A 16,719-nucleotide genomic window follows, 5' to 3' on the forward strand; every position below is an offset into this window, starting at 1 on the left:
CTTCACATGACCGATGAGAATGAGCCGCCGCCCGAGAGCAAGCTGACGCGCAGCAAGGAACGCTGGGCGCGCGAGGGAAAATTCCTCACCGGGAAGACCTCGCGGCCTGAAGACCAACGGCTGCCGCCGGGGCAGCATCTGACCAGGGATTGGCCGACGCTCGATCTGGGATTGACGCCCAATATTTCCCGCGAACGCTGGCGGCTTGACGTCTACGGCGCAGTCGAAAAACCGATCTTCTGGGATTTTGCGCAGTTCACGGCCCAACCGCAGAGCAAGTTCGTATCCGACATTCACTGCGTCACGACCTGGTCGCGCTACGACAATCAATGGGAGGGGCTGGCAACGCGTGACCTCCTGGACACCTGCCGGCCGCGCGAGGAAGCGCGTTTCGTGGTGCTGCACTCCCATGACGGCTACACTACCAATCTGGCGCTGGAAGATTTCGCCGCCGAGGATGCCCTGCTCGCCCATAGCTGGTCCGGTGCGCCGCTGGAGCAGGAGCATGGCGGCCCGGTGCGGCTGGTAGTGCCGCATCTCTATTTCTGGAAAAGCGCGAAATGGCTGCAGAGCATCGAGTTTCTGGCAGAGGATTCGCCTGGCTATTGGGAAGTACGCGGCTATCACAACCGCGGCGATCCGTGGGCCGAGCAGCGCTACTCAGGCGATTGAAGCCAAGTCCGAGGAAACCAAGTCGGAGGGAGAACAGCCGTGTCGAACGAACGCTTTCAATTCAGCGGCGAAGGCGGCCATCAGCTGGCCGCTGCCCTCGATATGCCTGACGGACCGGTGCAGGCCTACGCGCTGTTTGCGCATTGCTTCACCTGCGGCAAGGACGTGCTGGCCGCGAAACGCATTGCGACGGCGCTCACCGCAAAAGGCATCGCGGTGTTGCGGTTTGATTTCACCGGGCTCGGCTCCAGCGAGGGCGAATTCGCCAACTCGACCTTCTCCTCGAACGTTGCCGATCTCGTCCACGCCGCCGATCATTTGCGCGAAACCCGCACGGCGCCCGCGATCCTGATCGGCCATAGCCTGGGTGGCGCCGCAATCCTCGCTGCCGCGGGGCAGATACCGGAGGCAAAGGCAGTCGTTACGATCGCCGCCCCCTCCGATCCCGTGCATGTCACGCATCTCTTCAGGGATCGCCTCGACGACATCCGCACGCACGGCACGGTCGAGGTCCAGCTCGCCGGGCGGCCGTTTCACATCAAGCGCGAATTCCTCGACGACGTCGCCGAACACAGGCTGGCGGCGCAGATCGCAAAACTTCACAAGGCGCTGCTGATCATGCATTCGCCGACCGACGACACGGTCGGCATCGACAATGCAACGAAGATTTTTGCCGCCGCCAAACATCCCAAGAGCTTCGTGTCGCTGTCAGGCTCCGATCATCTGCTCAGCGGCAAACGGGACGGCGCCTATGTCGCCGGCGTCATCGCCGCGTGGGCCGAGCGCTATATCGAGTCCGCCGCGGCGCAGCCTGCTTCTGCCGCGAGCGAGGCGCCGCGCAACGTCGTGGTGCGCGAAACCCGCAACAGCAAATTCCAGCAGATCGTAGCCACAGGTCCCCATCAGATCGTGGCGGATGAGCCCGTTGCCGTCGGCGGGCAGGATAGCGGGCCCGGGCCATATGACTTCTTGCTCGCAGGCCTTGGCGCTTGCACGTCGATGACGATGCGGATGTATGCCGATCGCAAATCGCTGCCGCTGGACCGCGTCACCGTGACGCTGAAGCACAGCAAGATTCACGCAGCGGATTGCGCCGAATGCGAGACGCGGGAGGGCATGCTGGATCAGATCGACCGGGTGATTTCGATTGAAGGCGCCCTCGACGCCGATCAGCGCACGCGGCTGATGGAGATTGCGGACAAGTGCCCGGTGCATCGAACGCTGACGTCGAAGACACGGATCGTGACGAGGGCGGCGGAGTGACGAAGTAACCTCTCCCCGCGAAGAGCGGGGCGAGGGAGAAGGTCAGGCGGCCGCCAATGGCCGAACCCGCAGCGCGCCGCGCAGGCCGACGGCGGTGCCGACGAGGATGCCGGCGAAGGCAATCAGCGAAGCAAGCGCCAGCGTGGAAAATCCCGTCAACCCCTGCCCGATCGAGCAGCCGAACGCCATGACGCCACCGATGCCCATCAGCGCGGCACCACTGCCGGAGCGCAGCATGTGACGCGGCGACTGATAGCCTTCGAGTTGAAAGCGTCCGGTCAACAGCGCCGTCGCGAGGCTGCCGGCGAACACGCCGAATACGGTGACGATGCCGAAATTGAGCGTCGAGCCCGTCGACAGCATGACATATTGAAGGGCGTCCGCGATCGGCGCGATGAAGGTGAGCGAGGTCACCGGCGTGGGATTGAAATCGTCGGCGCCGAGATAGCCGGTGGCAAACCAGCCCGCCGCCACCAGGAGGCCGATGACGAGACCCGCGGCGATCTGGCCCGGTGACCGCCGGAAAGCGGGATGCGCAAAGGCAAAAATGATCAGCGCTGCGGAGATGACCGAGGCGGCCAGCATGCGCGCGGCCGTTGCGCTCAGGCCTGCGGCGGCAAACAAGGCCGGCACCGAGTTTGCCGTGGCCGTGGTCTGCGATGCCCCGACGATTGCGATGCGCGACGGGGCGATCAGGCCCTTCAGCGTCATCTGGGCAAAGATCGCCAGCACGACCACCACCACGAAGGAGCGGAGATTGCCGCGCCCGAGCAGCACCAGCGCGCGCGAGCCGCAGCCGTTCGACAGCACCATGCCGTAACCGAACAACAGCCCGCCGAAGAACATCACGGGCGCGGAGAATGACGGCTGCAGATAGATCGACTTGCCGATGTCGATGAGGCCGCCCGCAGCGAGCAACTGCGTCATGACCACCGCGACGCCGATCGCCAGCGCATAGGTGCGCACCAGCCGGCCGTCGCCTTCAGCCCAAAAACCTCTGAGGCTGCTGAGCAAACAAAACCCGCTCAACAATCCGACCGATCCATAGACGAGACCGATCAGCAATCCGCTGATGACGACGATATTGGCACTGTCCAGCACTGGTGTTTCCCCGTTCCCGCGCAGCCGATGCAGCGGTTACCGCTCAAGTAGGAAGCCATTTCAGCAGTTGCTAATATGTTGGAAAGGTGCCCGCGTCCACGCCGCAACGAAGCGGAGAATGAATCGCCCATCGAGATCGAGGATGGCGAAATAAAGTCATTGCACGCAGGCGACGGACGACGGATTTATTCCCCATGAAAGAATTGGGAATCCCGCGCCTCCAGCGAACTCTAAGGCCGCAGGATCACCCGGTCGCGCGACGAGCCGGCGACCGCGATGAAGGCAGCGCGAGCCTGTTCCAGCGGATAGATCGCGGCCGGCTTGATCGGGAACGGCTTGAGATGCCCGCTGGCGAAGCCGGGACCGAGTTCCCGCAGCACCGCGCCGGTCGCGATCGACGACAGGCCGAGGGTGTCGATGCCGACATAGGTATGCTGTCCGCGATAGAATTCCAAAATATTGAACTGCACGATGCGGTCGATCGCAGCGATCAGGATCTGCCGCCCGCGCACCGCCAGCGATTGGTGTGCGGCCTGGAAATAGGGATCGCCGACCGTGTTGAACACGATGTCGGCACCCTTGCCGCCGGTGAGTGCGCGCACGCGCGCCGCGACATCGGTTGCGGAAGTGTCGATGACTTCTACCGTTGAATTGGCGTGGCCTTCGTAGGGCTCGTTCTTGCGCACCACGCCGATCACCCGCGCGCCGTGCCAGCTCGCGATCTGCACCGCCGCCTGCCCGACCTTGCCGTTGACGCCCATGACCAGCAAGGTCTCGCCCGCCTTCGGAACGCCGGCGCGGCGCAGGCCTTCCATGGCGGTGACGAAGGGCACGCCGATGCCGGCCGCCTCTTCCCATGAAATGCCCTTGGGCTTCTCCATCACGGCGTCAGCTTCGACCACCAGATGCGTAGCATGCGTGCCGTCCCGGCGAATACCGAGATCGCCGGAAGAGCCGAACACCTCGCGCCCGATCCAACCGTCCGGCCCATCGATGACAACGCCCGCATAGTCGCGGCCCGGCGTGCGTGGAAATACCGCATAGGGCATCAGCCCGGTAGCGGCCTTGACGTCGGACGGATTGACCGCCGCAGCCCTGACCTCGATCAGCAACTCGTTGCCGGCACGCGACAACGCGTGCGTTTCGATGACCGGCGCAAGTGAGGCAGCATCGGCGGCCTTTGCTGGCAGGCGGACGCAGCGGGCCTGTATCGTGGCAGGTCGACCATCGGAATTTTCGGCAACTGACATTAGAGATTCCCGCTCGGCTTCTGAGCAGGAGTTACCCTTTCGGCCGCTTGTCGTAAACACGTTTCGCCTTGCCGAGCGAACGTTCCAGCGTTTCCGGCGCCACTGCCTTGATGCGCGCGGTGATGCCGATGGTGTTCTTGATGAACAGCGCAACTTTTTCGGCGTGCGCGAGCAATCCGCTGCCGTCCCAGCTTTCGGGACGGGCTTCGGCGAGCACGGTCATCTCGTCCATGCGCCCTTCGCGCGTCAGCTCGATGATGAAATGACCACCGCACCAGTCGGTCGCCAGCAACGCTTCCTCGATTTGGGTCGGGAACACGTTGACGCCGCGCAAGATGATCATGTCGTCGGAGCGGCCGGTGACCTTCTCCATGCGCCGCATGCCCGGGCGCGCGGTGCCCGGCAACAGCCGCGTCAGGTCACGGGTGCGATAGCGGATGATCGGAAAGCCTTGCTTGGTGAGCGAGGTGAATACCAGTTCGCCCTTCTTGCCGTCCGGCAACACCGCGCCGGTCTCGGGGTCGATCACCTCGGGATAGAAATGATCCTCCCAGATATGCAGGCCGTCCTTGGTCTCCACGCATTCCTGCGCCACGCCGGGGCCGATCACTTCCGACAGCCCGTAAATATCGGTCGCGTCCATGTCAAAAGTCTGCTCGATCTCGGCGCGCATCGCATTCGTCCAGGGCTCGGCGCCGAAGATGCCGACCTTCAACGACGACTGACGGGGGTCGAGCCCCTGCCGCTTGAACTCGTCGAGAATGGCCAGCATGTAGCTCGGCGTCACCGTGATGATATCAGGCTTGAAATCGTTGATCAGTTGCACCTGGCGTTCGGTCATGCCGCCGGAGACCGGCACCACCGTGCAGCCGAGTTTTTCCGCACCGTAGTGCACACCGAGCCCGCCGGTGAACAGGCCGTAGCCGTAGGCATTGTGAATGATCATGCCGGTGCGGCCGCCGGCGGCGCGGATCGAGCGCGCCATCACCTCTGACCAGATGTCGATATCGCCTTGCGTATAGCCGACCACGATCGGCTTGCCTGTTGTGCCCGAGGACGCGTGGACGCGGACCAGTTTTTCGCGCGGCACGGCGAACATGTTGAAGGGGTAGTTGTCGCGGAGATCGGTCTTCGCCGTGAATGGGAACTTCGTGAGATCAGAGAGCTGCTTGAAATCGGAGGGATGCACGCCGGCCGCGTCAAACGCCTTCCTGTAATAGGCGACATTGTCGTAGGCGTGCCGGAGCGACCAGGCGAGGCGCTTGGTCTGTAGCGCCATGATCTCGTCGCGCGAGGCGCGCTCGGCCTCATCCAATTCAGTGACGTAACCGCTTCCACTGGATTTCAATCTTGCCATGGCCATGGCGTGTTCCTCTCGCTTGCTATTTTTGTTTGGTCTCTTCGTCCGCGGCCGGCAGCCATGTCCCGGCGATGGTGCGGGAATGACCGCGGAACTCCGCAATCACGACATCGCCCGATGTGACGCGGACGTCATAGATCCCGGAGCGACCGTTGCGCGAAACTTCCCGCGCGGTCGCGACCAGCACGTCGCCGAGCTTGCCCGGGCGGATGAAGGCGATATCGCATTGCGCAGCGACTGCGCGCTCATTGCGGGAATTACAGGCAAAGGCGAAGGTGGAATCGGCGAGGAGAAAAATGAAGCCGCCATGGGCGATGCGCTGGCCGTTGACCATGTGCGGCTGCACCGTCATCGTCAGCGTCGCCTGCCCCGGCCTGACCTCGACAATTTTCATGCCGAGGCCCTTGCTGGCGTCGTCTTCCTTCCACATCGCCTCCGCGCAGGCGCGGGCGATCTCGTCGGGCGACAGCACGACGTTCATAGCGGGTTGCACGCTCTGCGAGATGGATCCACGACGTTCTCTCCCTGTTGCCGGGCTTGTTATCAAGCCTCGTTGCGTAATCGGTCGGTCTGGGAACGAAGCACCTGAGGTGTCAACGATCCTGCATTTCGTAGCCCAACTGCTTCCGTCATTCCGGGTCGCGCGCAGCGCGAACTGTGGTGCGCAACTGCGCACCAGAGAATCTCGAGATTCCCCGATGCGCAATTGCGCATCTGAGGTCTGGTCCTTCGGGCCATCCCGGAATGACGTTGCCGTCACACATGGTCGTAGTCCACCACGACCTTGTCCGAGCACGGCCGTGCCTGGCAGGTCAGGATGAATCCCGCTTTCAATTCCCACGGCTCCAGCGAATAGTTGACTTCCATCTGTGCCTCGCCCTCGACCAGCTTGGCGCGGCAGGTCGAGCACATGCCGCCCTTGCAGGCGAACGGCAGATCCATGCCGGCGCGCAACGCGGCGTCGAGAATGGCCTCTCCTTCGGCGACCGGCACCTCGCGGCGCTTGCCGTCGATGATCAGCGAGGCGATCGCCTTCGGCGGCGCGGACGGCTCGACAATCTTCTTCGCGCGCGGCTTGCCGCCGAATTCCGAGACAAAGCGCTCCACATGGATGCGGTCCTCCGCAATGCCGAGCTCGCGGCAAGTGGTCTCGATCTCCTCGCTCATACCCATGGGGCCGCAGATGAAGACGTGATCGACACTCGAGGCGGGCACCAGCGAGCGCAACAGCACGCGCACTTTCGCGCCATCGAGCCGGCCATGCAGGATCGGGATATCCTGATCCTCGCCCGAGATGACATGAAACAGCGACAACCGCTGCATGAAGCGGTCTTTCAGTTCCTCGAGTTCTTCGAGGAACAGCATGTTTGACGTCGTGCGATTGCCGTAAAACAGGAAGAACCGGCTGTTCGGCTCGCGCGCCAGCACGCCCTTGACGATCGACAGGATCGGCGTGATGCCGCTTCCTGCGGCAAATCCGACATAGACCCTCGCCTCATCCGGCGCAGGGGCGACGCCGAAACGGCCAGTCGGCGTCATCACGTCGAGTTCGTCGCCGGCCTTCAATTCGTCCGCTGCCCAGTGCGAAAACGCGCCGCCGTCGACCTTCTTCACCGCGATGCGCAGCTCGCCGTCGTCAGGCCCCGAGCAGATCGAATAGGAGCGGCGGACTTCCTCGCCGTCCATCGTGGTACGCAAAGTGAGGTATTGTCCCGGCGCAAAGCTGTAGTCGCCTTCCAGCTCCTTCGGGATCGCAAACGTCATCGATACCGCATCGGCCGCCTCGCGACGGAGGTCGTTGACGGCAAGACGATGGAAACGCGGCGCGACGGACATGGTCAATGACACTTGAAATAATCAAAGGGTTCGCGGCAGGCCTTGCAACGCCACAGCGCCTTGCAAGAGGTCGAGCCGAATTCGGACAGCAGCTCGGTATTCCCCGAGCCGCATTGCGGACACGCCACCTGCTGCTCGCCGAACAGCGCGCGGCGCGAGTGTGATGCCTGCGGTGGGGCGATGCCGTATTCCCGGAGCTTGTTGCGGCCGTCGTCGCTCATCCAGTCCGTGGTCCAGGCAGGCGACAGCACGGTGCGGACGGTCGGGCGCGGCATGCCGGCGCGTTCCAGCGCCAGCTCGATCTCGAGCGCGATCATGTTCATCGCCGGACAGCCGGAGTAAGTGGGCGTAATCGCGACCTCGACCCGGCCGTCATGAACCTCGACGTCGCGCAGTACGCCGAGATCGGCGATCGTAAGCACCGGTATTTCGGGATCGACCACTTGTGAAGCGGCCTCCCAGGCGCGGCGGCGCAGATCGGTGTCGCTGGGGATGGCCGTTACCATGTCGCCCCCGGAAACGTCCGTTGCATCGATTGCAACTCGCTGAGGAGATGGCCGAGATGCTCGCTGTGCCGGCCACTGCGGCCGCCCTGCTGCATCCAGTTGTTATCGGGCAAAACAAGCGTCGCTTCGCGGACGATATCCGATACCGTCTTCAGCCATTGCGGACGCAAGGTGGCAGGGTCGATCGCAATGCCGCCATCGATCAGGCCGCGCTCGCTGTCGTCGACCTCAAACATCTCGCCGGTGAAAGCCCAGAGCTCGTCGACCGCCCCTTGCGTGCGGCGGTGGCTTTCCTCGGTGCCGTCCCCGAGACGGACGATCCATTCCGAGCAATGCCTGACATGATAGGCGCTTTCCTTTTCCGATTTCGCCGCAATCGCCGCCAGCGTTGCATCGGTCGAGCGCATCATCGCGCGCCAATAGAGATCGGCGAACGCAGCATAGAAGAACTGCCGCACCATGGTGCGGGCGAAATCGCCGTTCGGCTGTTCCAGCAATAGGAGATTACGGTATTGCCTGACATCGCGGAGATAAGCGAACTTGTCCTCGTCGTTGCCCCTGCCCTCGACCTTGGCCGCGTAGGAATAGAGCTCGCGCGCCTGGCCGAGCAGATCGAGGCCCATATTGGCGAGCGCCATGTCCTCTTCCAGCATCGGCGCATGGCCGCACCATTCCGACAGCCGATGGCCCAGGATCAAAGCATCGTCAGCGCGGCGCAGGGTGTAGAGCACCAGCGGCGTTTCGGAGACCTGGATGTTGATTGCGGCCATGTCAGTTCCTGCTTGCTCAGCCGTCATTGCGAGGAGCGGAGCGACGAAGCAATCCACACTTACGTTGCCGGCGCGATGGATTGCTTCGCTTCGCTCGCAATGACGGTCTCACATATGCCCGACTTCGTCGGGCACGTCGTAAAATGTCGGGTGCCGGTAGATCTTCGACTCCGCCGGCTCGAACATCATGCCTTTCTCAGACGGATCGGACGCGGTGATGGCGCTCGACGGCACCACCCAGATCGAGAGGCCCTCGCCGCGGCGGGTGTAGATGTCGCGGGCAGCCTGCAGCGCCAGCGTGGCGTCGGTGGCATGCAGCGAGCCCACATGCTTGTGCGCCAGCCCGTTGCGGCTGCGGATGAAAACTTCCCAAAGCGGAATGTTCGGCGTCGCCATCGCGTCTCTCCTATTCGGCCGCCTGCAGCGCCGACCGTTGCCGGCGCTTCTCGGCATAGGCCATCGCTGCTTCGCGCACCCAGGCGCCGTCCTCATGCGCCTTGCGCCGCGCCGCCAGACGGTCGCGGTTGCAGGGGCCGTTGCCTGCCAGCACCTGTTTGAACTCGTCCCAATCGATCGCGCTGTATTCCCAATTGCCGTTCGCGTTCTGCTTCATGCCGGGATCGGGAATCGTCAGGCCCAGGAACTGGGCTTGCGGCACCGTGGCATCGACGAATTTCTGCCGCAGCTCGTCATTGGAAAAACGCTTGATCTTCCACTTGGTTGATGTGTCGCTGTGCTGGCTGACCTGATCGGGCGGGCCGAACATCATAAGCACCGGCCACCACCAGCGGTTCAGCGCGTCCTGCGCCATCGCCTTCTGCTCGTCAGTGCCGCGACACAGCGTCAGCATGATCTCAAAACCCTGGCGCTGGTGGAAAGACTCTTCCTTGCAGACGCGGATCATCGCGCGCGCGTAGGGACCGTAGGAGCAGCGGCACAGCGGGATCTGGTTCATGATCGCCGCGCCATCGACCAGCCAGCCGATGGTGCCGATGTCGGCCCAGGTCAGCGTCGGATAGTTGAAGATCGAGGAATATTTTGCCTTGCCCGCGAGCATCGCGTCGACCAGCTCTTCCCGCGAAGAACCGAGCGTTTCGGCGGCGGCGTAGAGGTAGAGGCCGTGGCCGCATTCGTCCTGCACCTTGGCGAGCAGCGCCGCCTTGCGGCGCAGCGACGGCGCGCGAGCGATCCAGTTGCCTTCGGGCAGCATGCCGACGATTTCGGAATGCGCGTGCTGCGAAATCTGCCGCGTCAGCGTCTTGCGGTAGGCGGCCGGCATCCAGTCGTTTGGCTCGATGCGCTCGTCGGCATCGATGCGCGCCTGAAACTGCGCAGCCCGCGTGGCGTCCTCAATGTGGCGGTCGTCGCCTTCGGACGTGTTGAGCGCCTGCGTGTACATGGCGGACCTCCCGGAATTTGTTGGGAAGAAATATATAACAAAAATTATGATATGCAATATATTTCTGTAACATATCTACGGCCCGTCAAACCGGTTCGAAAGTTCCCCGCCGGGCTTTGGCAGGGGTCCGTTTTCGTTGGTGGCATGGCGATCAAGCCATTGTTCGGACGCGGGAAGCAGCGCGCGATAGATCTCGCCACAGAGCGTTCGGGCGGCCCTGCCCGGCCAGTCCGCGGGCAATAGCGCGGTCGGCAGCAACGGGTCGCGCAGCACGACGCGACGGTAGTGATGGATCAGCAGAATCCGCGCTATGAACGCCTCGGCCTCGGTCAGCCGCTCGCCGCGACCGAGCCAGCCGTGCAGCGGCTCGAAGGTCTTCATGAATTTCTGATAGGCGTCGGCGGTGCGATCGAGCGGCCAGCTTTCGCTGAGCAGACGCCGCCCGCTGTCGTCTTCCGCCGACACTTCGAGACGAATGGCGCCGGCGGCTTCGGCAGGCACCGGCACGCCCGACGGCGCCACCCATACGCCAGGCAGCGGACTGCCGAAGCCAGCGTTCTTCAACGCCTCGCGCGCGGCGTCGCGGTCTCCGCCATTGCCGATCAGCAGCAGCTCAAATCGCCCGGTCCAGTCGGAGGCTGGCGGGCCGTAAATGTGTTTGGTCGCGATATCGAAGGTCTGCCGCTCGCCTTGCACCAGGCGATAGAAACTATTGCGGCCAACTTTAACGCGCTCGAACCAGCCGTCGGCCGTCAGCCGCGACATCGCGGTTCGCACTACGCTGGCGTCGATGTCGAGATGCTCGAAGAATTCGAGCAGCGTGCCAAGCCAGACCGAGCCGCCGCGCGGCACGATGGCATCGCCGAATACGGTGATGACGATCGAACCCGTGCGCGACGGTTCGCGCTTCAACTGCTGGATGATGCGGGCAAGCGGCGGCGGCATGCGTCAAGGCATAGCGCGTTTTGCGGGTTTGCGAAAATCGGTGGCTGCCTCCCTCTCCACGTCCTTCACGGGGTCGAGACGAGCGAAGCTCGCTCTTAGAAGGTCGGGCTGAGGGGCTACTTCCGCAAATTCGATAGACGTGAGTGCGCGGAGAGAGCGCCCCCTCACCCGACGCTACGCGCCGACCTCTCCCCGCAAGAGCGGGGCGAGGTTAGCAAACACCCGCGTCTGCTACCGATGCGGATTCGGGTAAACCACGCTGCGCCAGCCGCTTCGATCGAACGGCGACCATTCGCCTTCCGGCTGCGCCAGGCGATCTGCAACCGCGTACACGACCGCGGGGTGATGGCCCATGCCGCAATGGCTGCTTTCGACCTCGATGCTCTCGGATGTCGCCGACGTCTTCTCCATGCAGCCCTGCCAGGCGCAGATGCCGTCGGTGCGGCTGAAGATCGCGGTGGTCGGCACCGGCGGCGTGGCCGACAGCGCGCCGCCGAAGCGGGCGTCCTCCTCGTCGGCGCGACGGCCGCTCGCCATTTCGTAAACGCGCCAGGCGTTGGTCGCCTTCGGTCCCGACGCAAACGGGCTGCCGAGCGTGATCACCGAGCGCACGCGCTCCGGCATCATCTTGGCAAGCTGGCGCGCGTAGAGACCGCCCAGACTCCATCCGACCAGCGAGACCTTGCGGCCATGCATGTCGTTCAACTCCCGCACGAGATCGACCATGGCGTTCTGCACGCCGTGGCGCAGGCCGAGGTTGCGCCCCTGACGCCAGCCGCTGACGGCATAGCCGCGCGTGCGCAGGAAGCTGCGCAGCGGTCGCGTCGAGGCGTCGGATGCAACAAGGCCGGGCAACACCAGCACGGGGTGCCCGTCGCCGCGCGGCGCCAGACTCAGCAATGGCAGTGCCCCCAGAAACGCGCCGAGTTCGTGAATGGCACGCCCCTCCAGAAGCATCAGGGTTCTGGATGGCGGGGCAAGCGTCTGCGCAGCAACGGACATCATATCTCCTCTCGGGCTCGGCCCCTTACGTCGCGGCAGCCGGCCACCGGTTCAGTTAGACGCCAACGCGGTAGAATCGTTCGGCACTGCAATATAGTTCCACAAAAAAGCTAGGGAACCGGCTTTCCCCTTGCAAGCAGTGCAGGTCACATCTCGGATAACTAAAAGCGTTGACGTGATGAATTAGTCACAGCAGCCGCAGCAGGTATTCGAGAGTGTACAGCGCCAATCCCGCTAGCCCGCCGATCAGCGATCCGTTGAAGCGGATGTATTGCAAGTCGCGGCCGATGTTGATTTCGATCAGCGAGATCAACTGCCCCATGTCCCAGGACTTCACCTGGTCGGAGATGAAGGTCGAGACGCCGCTCTTCTGTTCGGCGATCACGGTGCGCAACACCGCCACGAGCCCCTGGTTGATCTCGGTGCGCATCTCGGCGTCGCCCGCCAGCGCCTCACCCGCTTTCACGAACATGCGCACCAGATATTGCTCCAACACCTGCGTCTCGCCCGAGGCGCTGCGTTCGAAGAACGAGCGTGCGTTGGCCCAGATGTGGCGTGCGAGACCCGTCACTTCGGGACGCGCCAGGAGATCGCGCTTCAACCCTTCGATCCGCTCGGCGTAGCTTGGATCGGTGCCGAGGCGATCGACGAAGGTCATCACCATGCGGTCGAACTCGCCGCGGAACGGATGCGCGGGATCGTTGCGGACTTCCTCGAAGAAGGCGGTGGCGGAAGCCACGATCTTGTTCACCAGGAACTTGTCGGCGCGATAGAGCTTTAGCAGCGTCGGCAGTTCGGCGCGGATCTTTTCGCGGATCATCGCCATGGTTTCGGCCTGCGTCATGGTCTGATGCACCGCGCGCAGGATGTCATCGAGCAGCCCTGAATGCCGCCCCTCCTTCACGAAAGCGCGCAGCGTTCCGGCCGCCAACGGCGCGAGATCGATCGACATCAGTTGCGCGGTGATGCGGCGACTGACGAAGGTCATCAGCCCGGAGGTCTCCGTCGCCGCCACCGCTTCGGGCAACAGCCGCAGCGCAAAGCGCGCAAGATCCTCGCTGCGCTTGCGGTCGCGCAGCCAGTCGGCGATGAACGCGCCGAAATCGATCTGCCGCAGCTTGGTCTCGACGGGAGCAGCTTCCAGGAAATGCTTCTCGATGAATTCGCCGAGCTTGTCGGCGATGCGGTGCTGGTTGCTCTGGATGATTGCAGTGTGCGGAATCGGCAGTCCCAGCGGCCGTTTGAACAGCGCCACGACGGCGTACCAGTCGGCCAGGCCGCCGATGGTGGCGGCTTCCGCAAACGCCGCGATGAAGCCGAAGGCCGGATGCAGCGGCAGCAGCGCTCGTGCGGCGAGGAAGATCGCAAACGTCGCCGCCAGCACCGACGTTGCCAAAATCTTCACGCGCCGCAACTCGGCGGCGCGGATCGCGTCGCCGGGAGAGTCGATGACGAAGGTGGCGGGAAGCGTCATGGCGGCTTTCGAGGAACGGTTCGCGTCCGCATCAGACTAGCCGTCATTGCGAGCGAAGCGAAGCAATCCATGTCGCCGCACCGAAACGATGGATCGCTTCGTCGCTATCGCTCCTCGCAATGACGGCAACGGGTCATGACGAGGAGAGGACAAAAAGAAGGCCCGCAAAAGCGGGCCTTCGAAAACGGCAGTTGTCAGCGGATCGCGATCAGGCGGTCTTCATCAAGCGGTCTTGGAATAGACCTTGGCAAAGTTGTCCTGCGCGGTCCTGGCGCTGTCGGCGACGAGCTTGCCGAGATAGTCGGTGGCGGCCTTCGCCCGCGTGACGAGCACTTCGCCGCGCGCACGGACCAGGTCCGACTGGATCTGGGCAGCTTCGCTCAGCGACTTCGCCGAAGCGAGCTTGTCGATGCCGGCGAAGAACGCTTCCGCGTCCTGGTAGAGCGCCTGCTGGATGTTGCGGCTGATCTTGGCGGCCTCGGAAACCGAACCGGCAACGGCGGTTTCGATCGCAGCAGTCGCCTTCTCCGAACCGGCATAAAAGTCGGCGGTGCGCTCCTTGGCGGTCTCGGTCTGCTTCTTCACGAACTCACGGGCGGCTTCCGGAACTTCCAGGTTCTGGAGCTTGGTGAACGCCTCGGTGACGGGCGCGAAGGCTTCCTTGACGGTGTTCAGCACGGAATTGGTTTCGATGGTCATGGGGGTCTCTCCATCCTCAGGTTTGAGCTATGGGCTCACCCCGTCCGGATTGGCCCGGGGCGCGAGTGTTGTGCCATAGTTAATGGTGCACCGCAACATCAATGTTGCAGCGCGATATCACGAACTCGTGAAAAGCCTGATGGATGAGCGGTTCGCCCAGAGAACCGGCAAAGGTTCCACTTTAGGCTAATGCCGGCCGGCCCCATCTACTTTGCATGGGGTTGTTTTCGCGATTTTGTGTTTGGCTAGTGCTGCACGGCCCCCGGGAGCCCATAGGCTTCCATCTGTGCCCGAACCTGCGCCACATTGTGCCCGAGCACGACGATGTCGTGCTTCTTGCCGTCGACATCGCTGACGTGGTCCCGCAGCAGGGCCTCGGCCCGGAAGCCGAGGCTCTCGAACAGGGCGATCGCCGCTTGCTGGTCGACGGTCATCTGTACCGACAGCTTTTCCAGCCCGGCGCCCAGCGCCAGCGCAAACGTTTCCTGCGACAGCGCCCGGCCGACCCCCTGCCCGCGGACGTCAAGCGAGACCACCATCCGGATTTCGCCGAGATGGGGCGACCAGGAATGCGGGTCGCGCACCAGCGTGCCGCAGCCGACCACCGTCCCATCCTTCACTGCCAGCAGGCTTACGATCTGGCCGCGCTCGATCTCGTTGATCCAGGCCGAGAGCACCTTTGGCTGGCTGATGTTGCGCGGCAGGAACAAGAGATCATGCGTCGGGAGCTTTTGCGCAAATGCCAGCACGGCGGCTTCGTCCGCCCGCCCCATCATGCGGAATTCGATCTCGCCGGCATCGGTCTTGACGTGGCGCGGATAGGAACGTGTCTCGCTCATGTTGATCTCTTACCTAGCCAGGAATCCAGTCTCGGCCACAGCCGCTTGATCGCGTTGGCGCCGGCGACGAGGCTGACGTGACCGCCCTTGAGGATCACCTCTTCCTTGTCGGTCGAACCGACCTTGGCGATCAGGTGCTTGGCCGCATCATAGGGCACGATGTGATCGTGTTCGGCGACCGCATGCAGGATCGGCACCTTGATCCTGGAAATATCCGCCGCACGCCCGCCGACCGACATGTTGCCGTTAAAGAGCTTGTTGTCCCACATCAGGTTCTTGGTGATGTCGCGGAAATACTCGCCCGCCAGTGGCAGCGTATCCGTCGCCCAGCGGTCGAACATCCGGTACGACTTCACGAACTCGTCGTTCCAGATGTTTTCCCACAATTGCACCTGGCTGACGGTGCGCGACGCCGGCCGCAGCATTTCGAACGAGGACAGGATCATTTCGGGCGGCACATTACCGACACTGTCGACGAGGCGATCGACGTCGAAATAGCGGCGGTCCGAAAAGTTCTGGAACAGCTTCATCTCGCGGAAATCGATCGGCGTGGTGAAGCAAATCAAATTCTTCATCGGCCCGTCGTGGAAGATCGAGCCGTACAAGAGCGACAGCACGCCGCCGAAGCAATAGCCGATCACGGTAACGTCCTGCTCGCCGGAATCCTGCTGCACGCGGCGGACGCAGTCGGGGATGAAGTCGAGGACGTAGTCCTCCATCCGTAAGGATTTTTCTTCCGGCTTGGGCGCGCTCCAGTCCAGCATGTAGACGTCGTAGCCGCGCTTCAACAGAAACTCGATAAAGCTCTGGCCGGGCACCATGTCGAGGATGTAGCCGCGGTTGGTGGTCGCCATCACGATCAGGATCGGCACGCGGTAGATTTCATCCGCCATCGGCCGATAGTGATAGAGGTTCATGGTGCCGCGGGCGGCCAGGATGTCCTTTGGCGTCGAGCCCAGCGACGGGCCGGAGGTCGAAAAATACTCGACGCCCTTGATGCTACGCTGGATCGCGCGCTGCACCTCGGACTGGACCCGCTCCGAAATGGAAGCGAGATCGAGACCCGCGGGAGCGTTCATTTCTGCTCTCCCTCCGCCGGCGGACGCTTGGTGCGCGGCGGCCGCGGCGTGCCGTAGCCGCTCTCCGGCGCCAGCGAGTTGTGGTGCACCTGGTGCAGCAGCGCCTTGATCTCGTTGAGCTGGCCCTCGATAGCTTGCAGCCGCTCCGCCATGCCGACGAGCTGCGCCCGGCTCGGCAGGTTCATCGCCAGCAGGTATTTCTCCATCAGTTCGCCGAGCTGCTTCTGCGCGCCTGCGCTGACGCCGCCGACCTGGTTCATCATTTTCGAGAATTCGGGCGAGGCCATCGCCTGGTTGGCAAAGGAGTTGAACCCCTTCTCCATCTCCCCGATCATGGTCTGCCAGATCACGGCAGGATCGTTGCCTTTGTCGGCCATAGGCGCCCTCTCCCGAAAGATTACGAGCGCTTGCCACGCTTCGCTTGTGTTTGGCCCATACCACACCGTTGCAGCGGGCCGGTCAACCGCTGCGACGTCTTCTGCGGTGCGGGAAACCGTGCCATAGTTACTTGAAGCCAGATAACA

General features: G+C 63.3%; 18 protein-coding genes. 2 read left to right on the top strand and 16 right to left on the bottom strand.

Translation table 11 applies throughout. The features are described from left to right. The first annotated feature begins 6 nt into the window (after window positions 1-6). Both CQ13_RS19365 and CQ13_RS19370 read left to right on the top strand, forming a co-directional pair. Complete coding sequence (locus tag CQ13_RS19365; RefSeq protein ID WP_057844441.1) at window positions 7-672, top strand: sulfite oxidase-like oxidoreductase; 666 nt, start codon at window positions 7-9, stop codon at window positions 670-672. A gap of 39 nt (window positions 673-711) precedes the next feature. Continuing rightward, a complete protein-coding gene (locus CQ13_RS19370; protein ID WP_057844442.1) occupies window positions 712-1,935 on the top strand; it encodes a bifunctional alpha/beta hydrolase/OsmC family protein in 1,224 nt (407 codons plus the stop codon). A 42-nt stretch (window positions 1,936-1,977) separates the two neighbouring features. Here CQ13_RS19370 and CQ13_RS19375 read toward each other — a convergent pair whose 3' ends face one another. From CQ13_RS19375 to CQ13_RS19450, 16 genes are all read right to left on the bottom strand, one after another. Next, entirely contained in the window at window positions 1,978-3,036 is a 1,059-nt protein-coding gene (locus CQ13_RS19375) for a YeeE/YedE family protein (RefSeq protein ID WP_197427372.1), read from the bottom strand. Between the two features lie 230 nt (window positions 3,037-3,266). Further along, window positions 3,267-4,286: a quinone oxidoreductase family protein gene (locus CQ13_RS19380; RefSeq protein WP_057844443.1), complete on the bottom strand. Its 1,020-nt coding sequence runs from the start codon at window positions 4,284-4,286 to the stop codon at window positions 3,267-3,269. A 31-nt stretch (window positions 4,287-4,317) separates the two neighbouring features. Continuing rightward, entirely contained in the window at window positions 4,318-5,649 is a 1,332-nt protein-coding gene (gene paaK / locus CQ13_RS19385; RefSeq protein ID WP_057844444.1) for a phenylacetate--CoA ligase PaaK, read from the bottom strand. Between the two features lie 19 nt (window positions 5,650-5,668). Then, window positions 5,669-6,127 (bottom strand): hydroxyphenylacetyl-CoA thioesterase PaaI, encoded by a 459-nt coding sequence (gene paaI / locus CQ13_RS19390; RefSeq protein ID WP_057844445.1) that lies wholly within the window; start codon window positions 6,125-6,127, stop codon window positions 5,669-5,671. Between the two features lie 275 nt (window positions 6,128-6,402). Then, a complete protein-coding gene (paaE, locus tag CQ13_RS19395) occupies window positions 6,403-7,482 on the bottom strand; it encodes a 1,2-phenylacetyl-CoA epoxidase subunit PaaE (RefSeq protein ID WP_057844446.1) in 1,080 nt (359 codons plus the stop codon). A 2-nt stretch (window positions 7,483-7,484) separates the two neighbouring features. Beyond that, the gene (gene paaD, locus CQ13_RS19400) at window positions 7,485-7,988 is read right to left on the bottom strand and encodes a 1,2-phenylacetyl-CoA epoxidase subunit PaaD (RefSeq protein ID WP_057844447.1); all 504 of its coding nucleotides are present in this window, start codon (window positions 7,986-7,988) and stop codon (window positions 7,485-7,487) included. Then, on the bottom strand, window positions 7,982-8,758 hold the full coding sequence (gene paaC / locus CQ13_RS19405) for a 1,2-phenylacetyl-CoA epoxidase subunit PaaC (protein ID WP_057844497.1): 777 nt from the start codon (window positions 8,756-8,758) through the stop codon (window positions 7,982-7,984). Before paaC ends, paaD begins: the two co-directional genes overlap by 7 nt. A gap of 108 nt (window positions 8,759-8,866) precedes the next feature. Then, window positions 8,867-9,154, bottom strand: coding sequence for a 1,2-phenylacetyl-CoA epoxidase subunit PaaB (gene paaB, locus CQ13_RS19410; protein WP_057844448.1), 288 nt, complete (start codon window positions 9,152-9,154; stop codon window positions 8,867-8,869). A 10-nt stretch (window positions 9,155-9,164) separates the two neighbouring features. After that, window positions 9,165-10,157, bottom strand: coding sequence for a 1,2-phenylacetyl-CoA epoxidase subunit PaaA (gene paaA / locus CQ13_RS19415; RefSeq protein ID WP_057844449.1), 993 nt, complete (start codon window positions 10,155-10,157; stop codon window positions 9,165-9,167). 75 nt (window positions 10,158-10,232) lie between these two features. Further along, a complete protein-coding gene (gene paaX / locus CQ13_RS19420; protein WP_057844450.1) occupies window positions 10,233-11,102 on the bottom strand; it encodes a phenylacetic acid degradation operon negative regulatory protein PaaX in 870 nt (289 codons plus the stop codon). Window positions 11,103-11,333: 231 nt separating this feature from the next. Then, window positions 11,334-12,104 carry an esterase/lipase family protein gene (locus CQ13_RS19425; RefSeq protein WP_057844451.1) on the bottom strand — a complete coding sequence of 257 codons (771 nt, stop codon included), beginning with the start codon at window positions 12,102-12,104 and terminating at the stop codon, window positions 11,334-11,336. A 187-nt stretch (window positions 12,105-12,291) separates the two neighbouring features. Then, window positions 12,292-13,578 (bottom strand): DUF445 domain-containing protein, encoded by a 1,287-nt coding sequence (locus tag CQ13_RS19430; protein ID WP_057844452.1) that lies wholly within the window; start codon window positions 13,576-13,578, stop codon window positions 12,292-12,294. A 222-nt stretch (window positions 13,579-13,800) separates the two neighbouring features. Next, window positions 13,801-14,277, bottom strand: a complete 477-nt coding sequence (locus tag CQ13_RS19435; protein WP_057844453.1) for a phasin — start codon at window positions 14,275-14,277, stop codon at window positions 13,801-13,803. A gap of 245 nt (window positions 14,278-14,522) precedes the next feature. Beyond that, complete coding sequence (locus tag CQ13_RS19440) at window positions 14,523-15,116, bottom strand: GNAT family N-acetyltransferase (RefSeq protein WP_057844454.1); 594 nt, start codon at window positions 15,114-15,116, stop codon at window positions 14,523-14,525. Beyond that, window positions 15,113-16,195 (bottom strand): alpha/beta fold hydrolase, encoded by a 1,083-nt coding sequence (locus tag CQ13_RS19445; protein WP_057844455.1) that lies wholly within the window; start codon window positions 16,193-16,195, stop codon window positions 15,113-15,115. The genes CQ13_RS19440 and CQ13_RS19445 overlap by 4 nt, the downstream gene beginning before the upstream one ends. After that, window positions 16,192-16,572: a hypothetical protein gene (locus tag CQ13_RS19450; RefSeq protein ID WP_028350065.1), complete on the bottom strand. Its 381-nt coding sequence runs from the start codon at window positions 16,570-16,572 to the stop codon at window positions 16,192-16,194. The genes CQ13_RS19445 and CQ13_RS19450 overlap by 4 nt, the downstream gene beginning before the upstream one ends. Window positions 16,573-16,719: the final 147 nt, after the last annotated feature.

The organism is Bradyrhizobium retamae (genome assembly GCF_001440415.1).
Classification (GTDB): Bacteria; Pseudomonadota; Alphaproteobacteria; order Rhizobiales; family Xanthobacteraceae; genus Bradyrhizobium; species Bradyrhizobium retamae.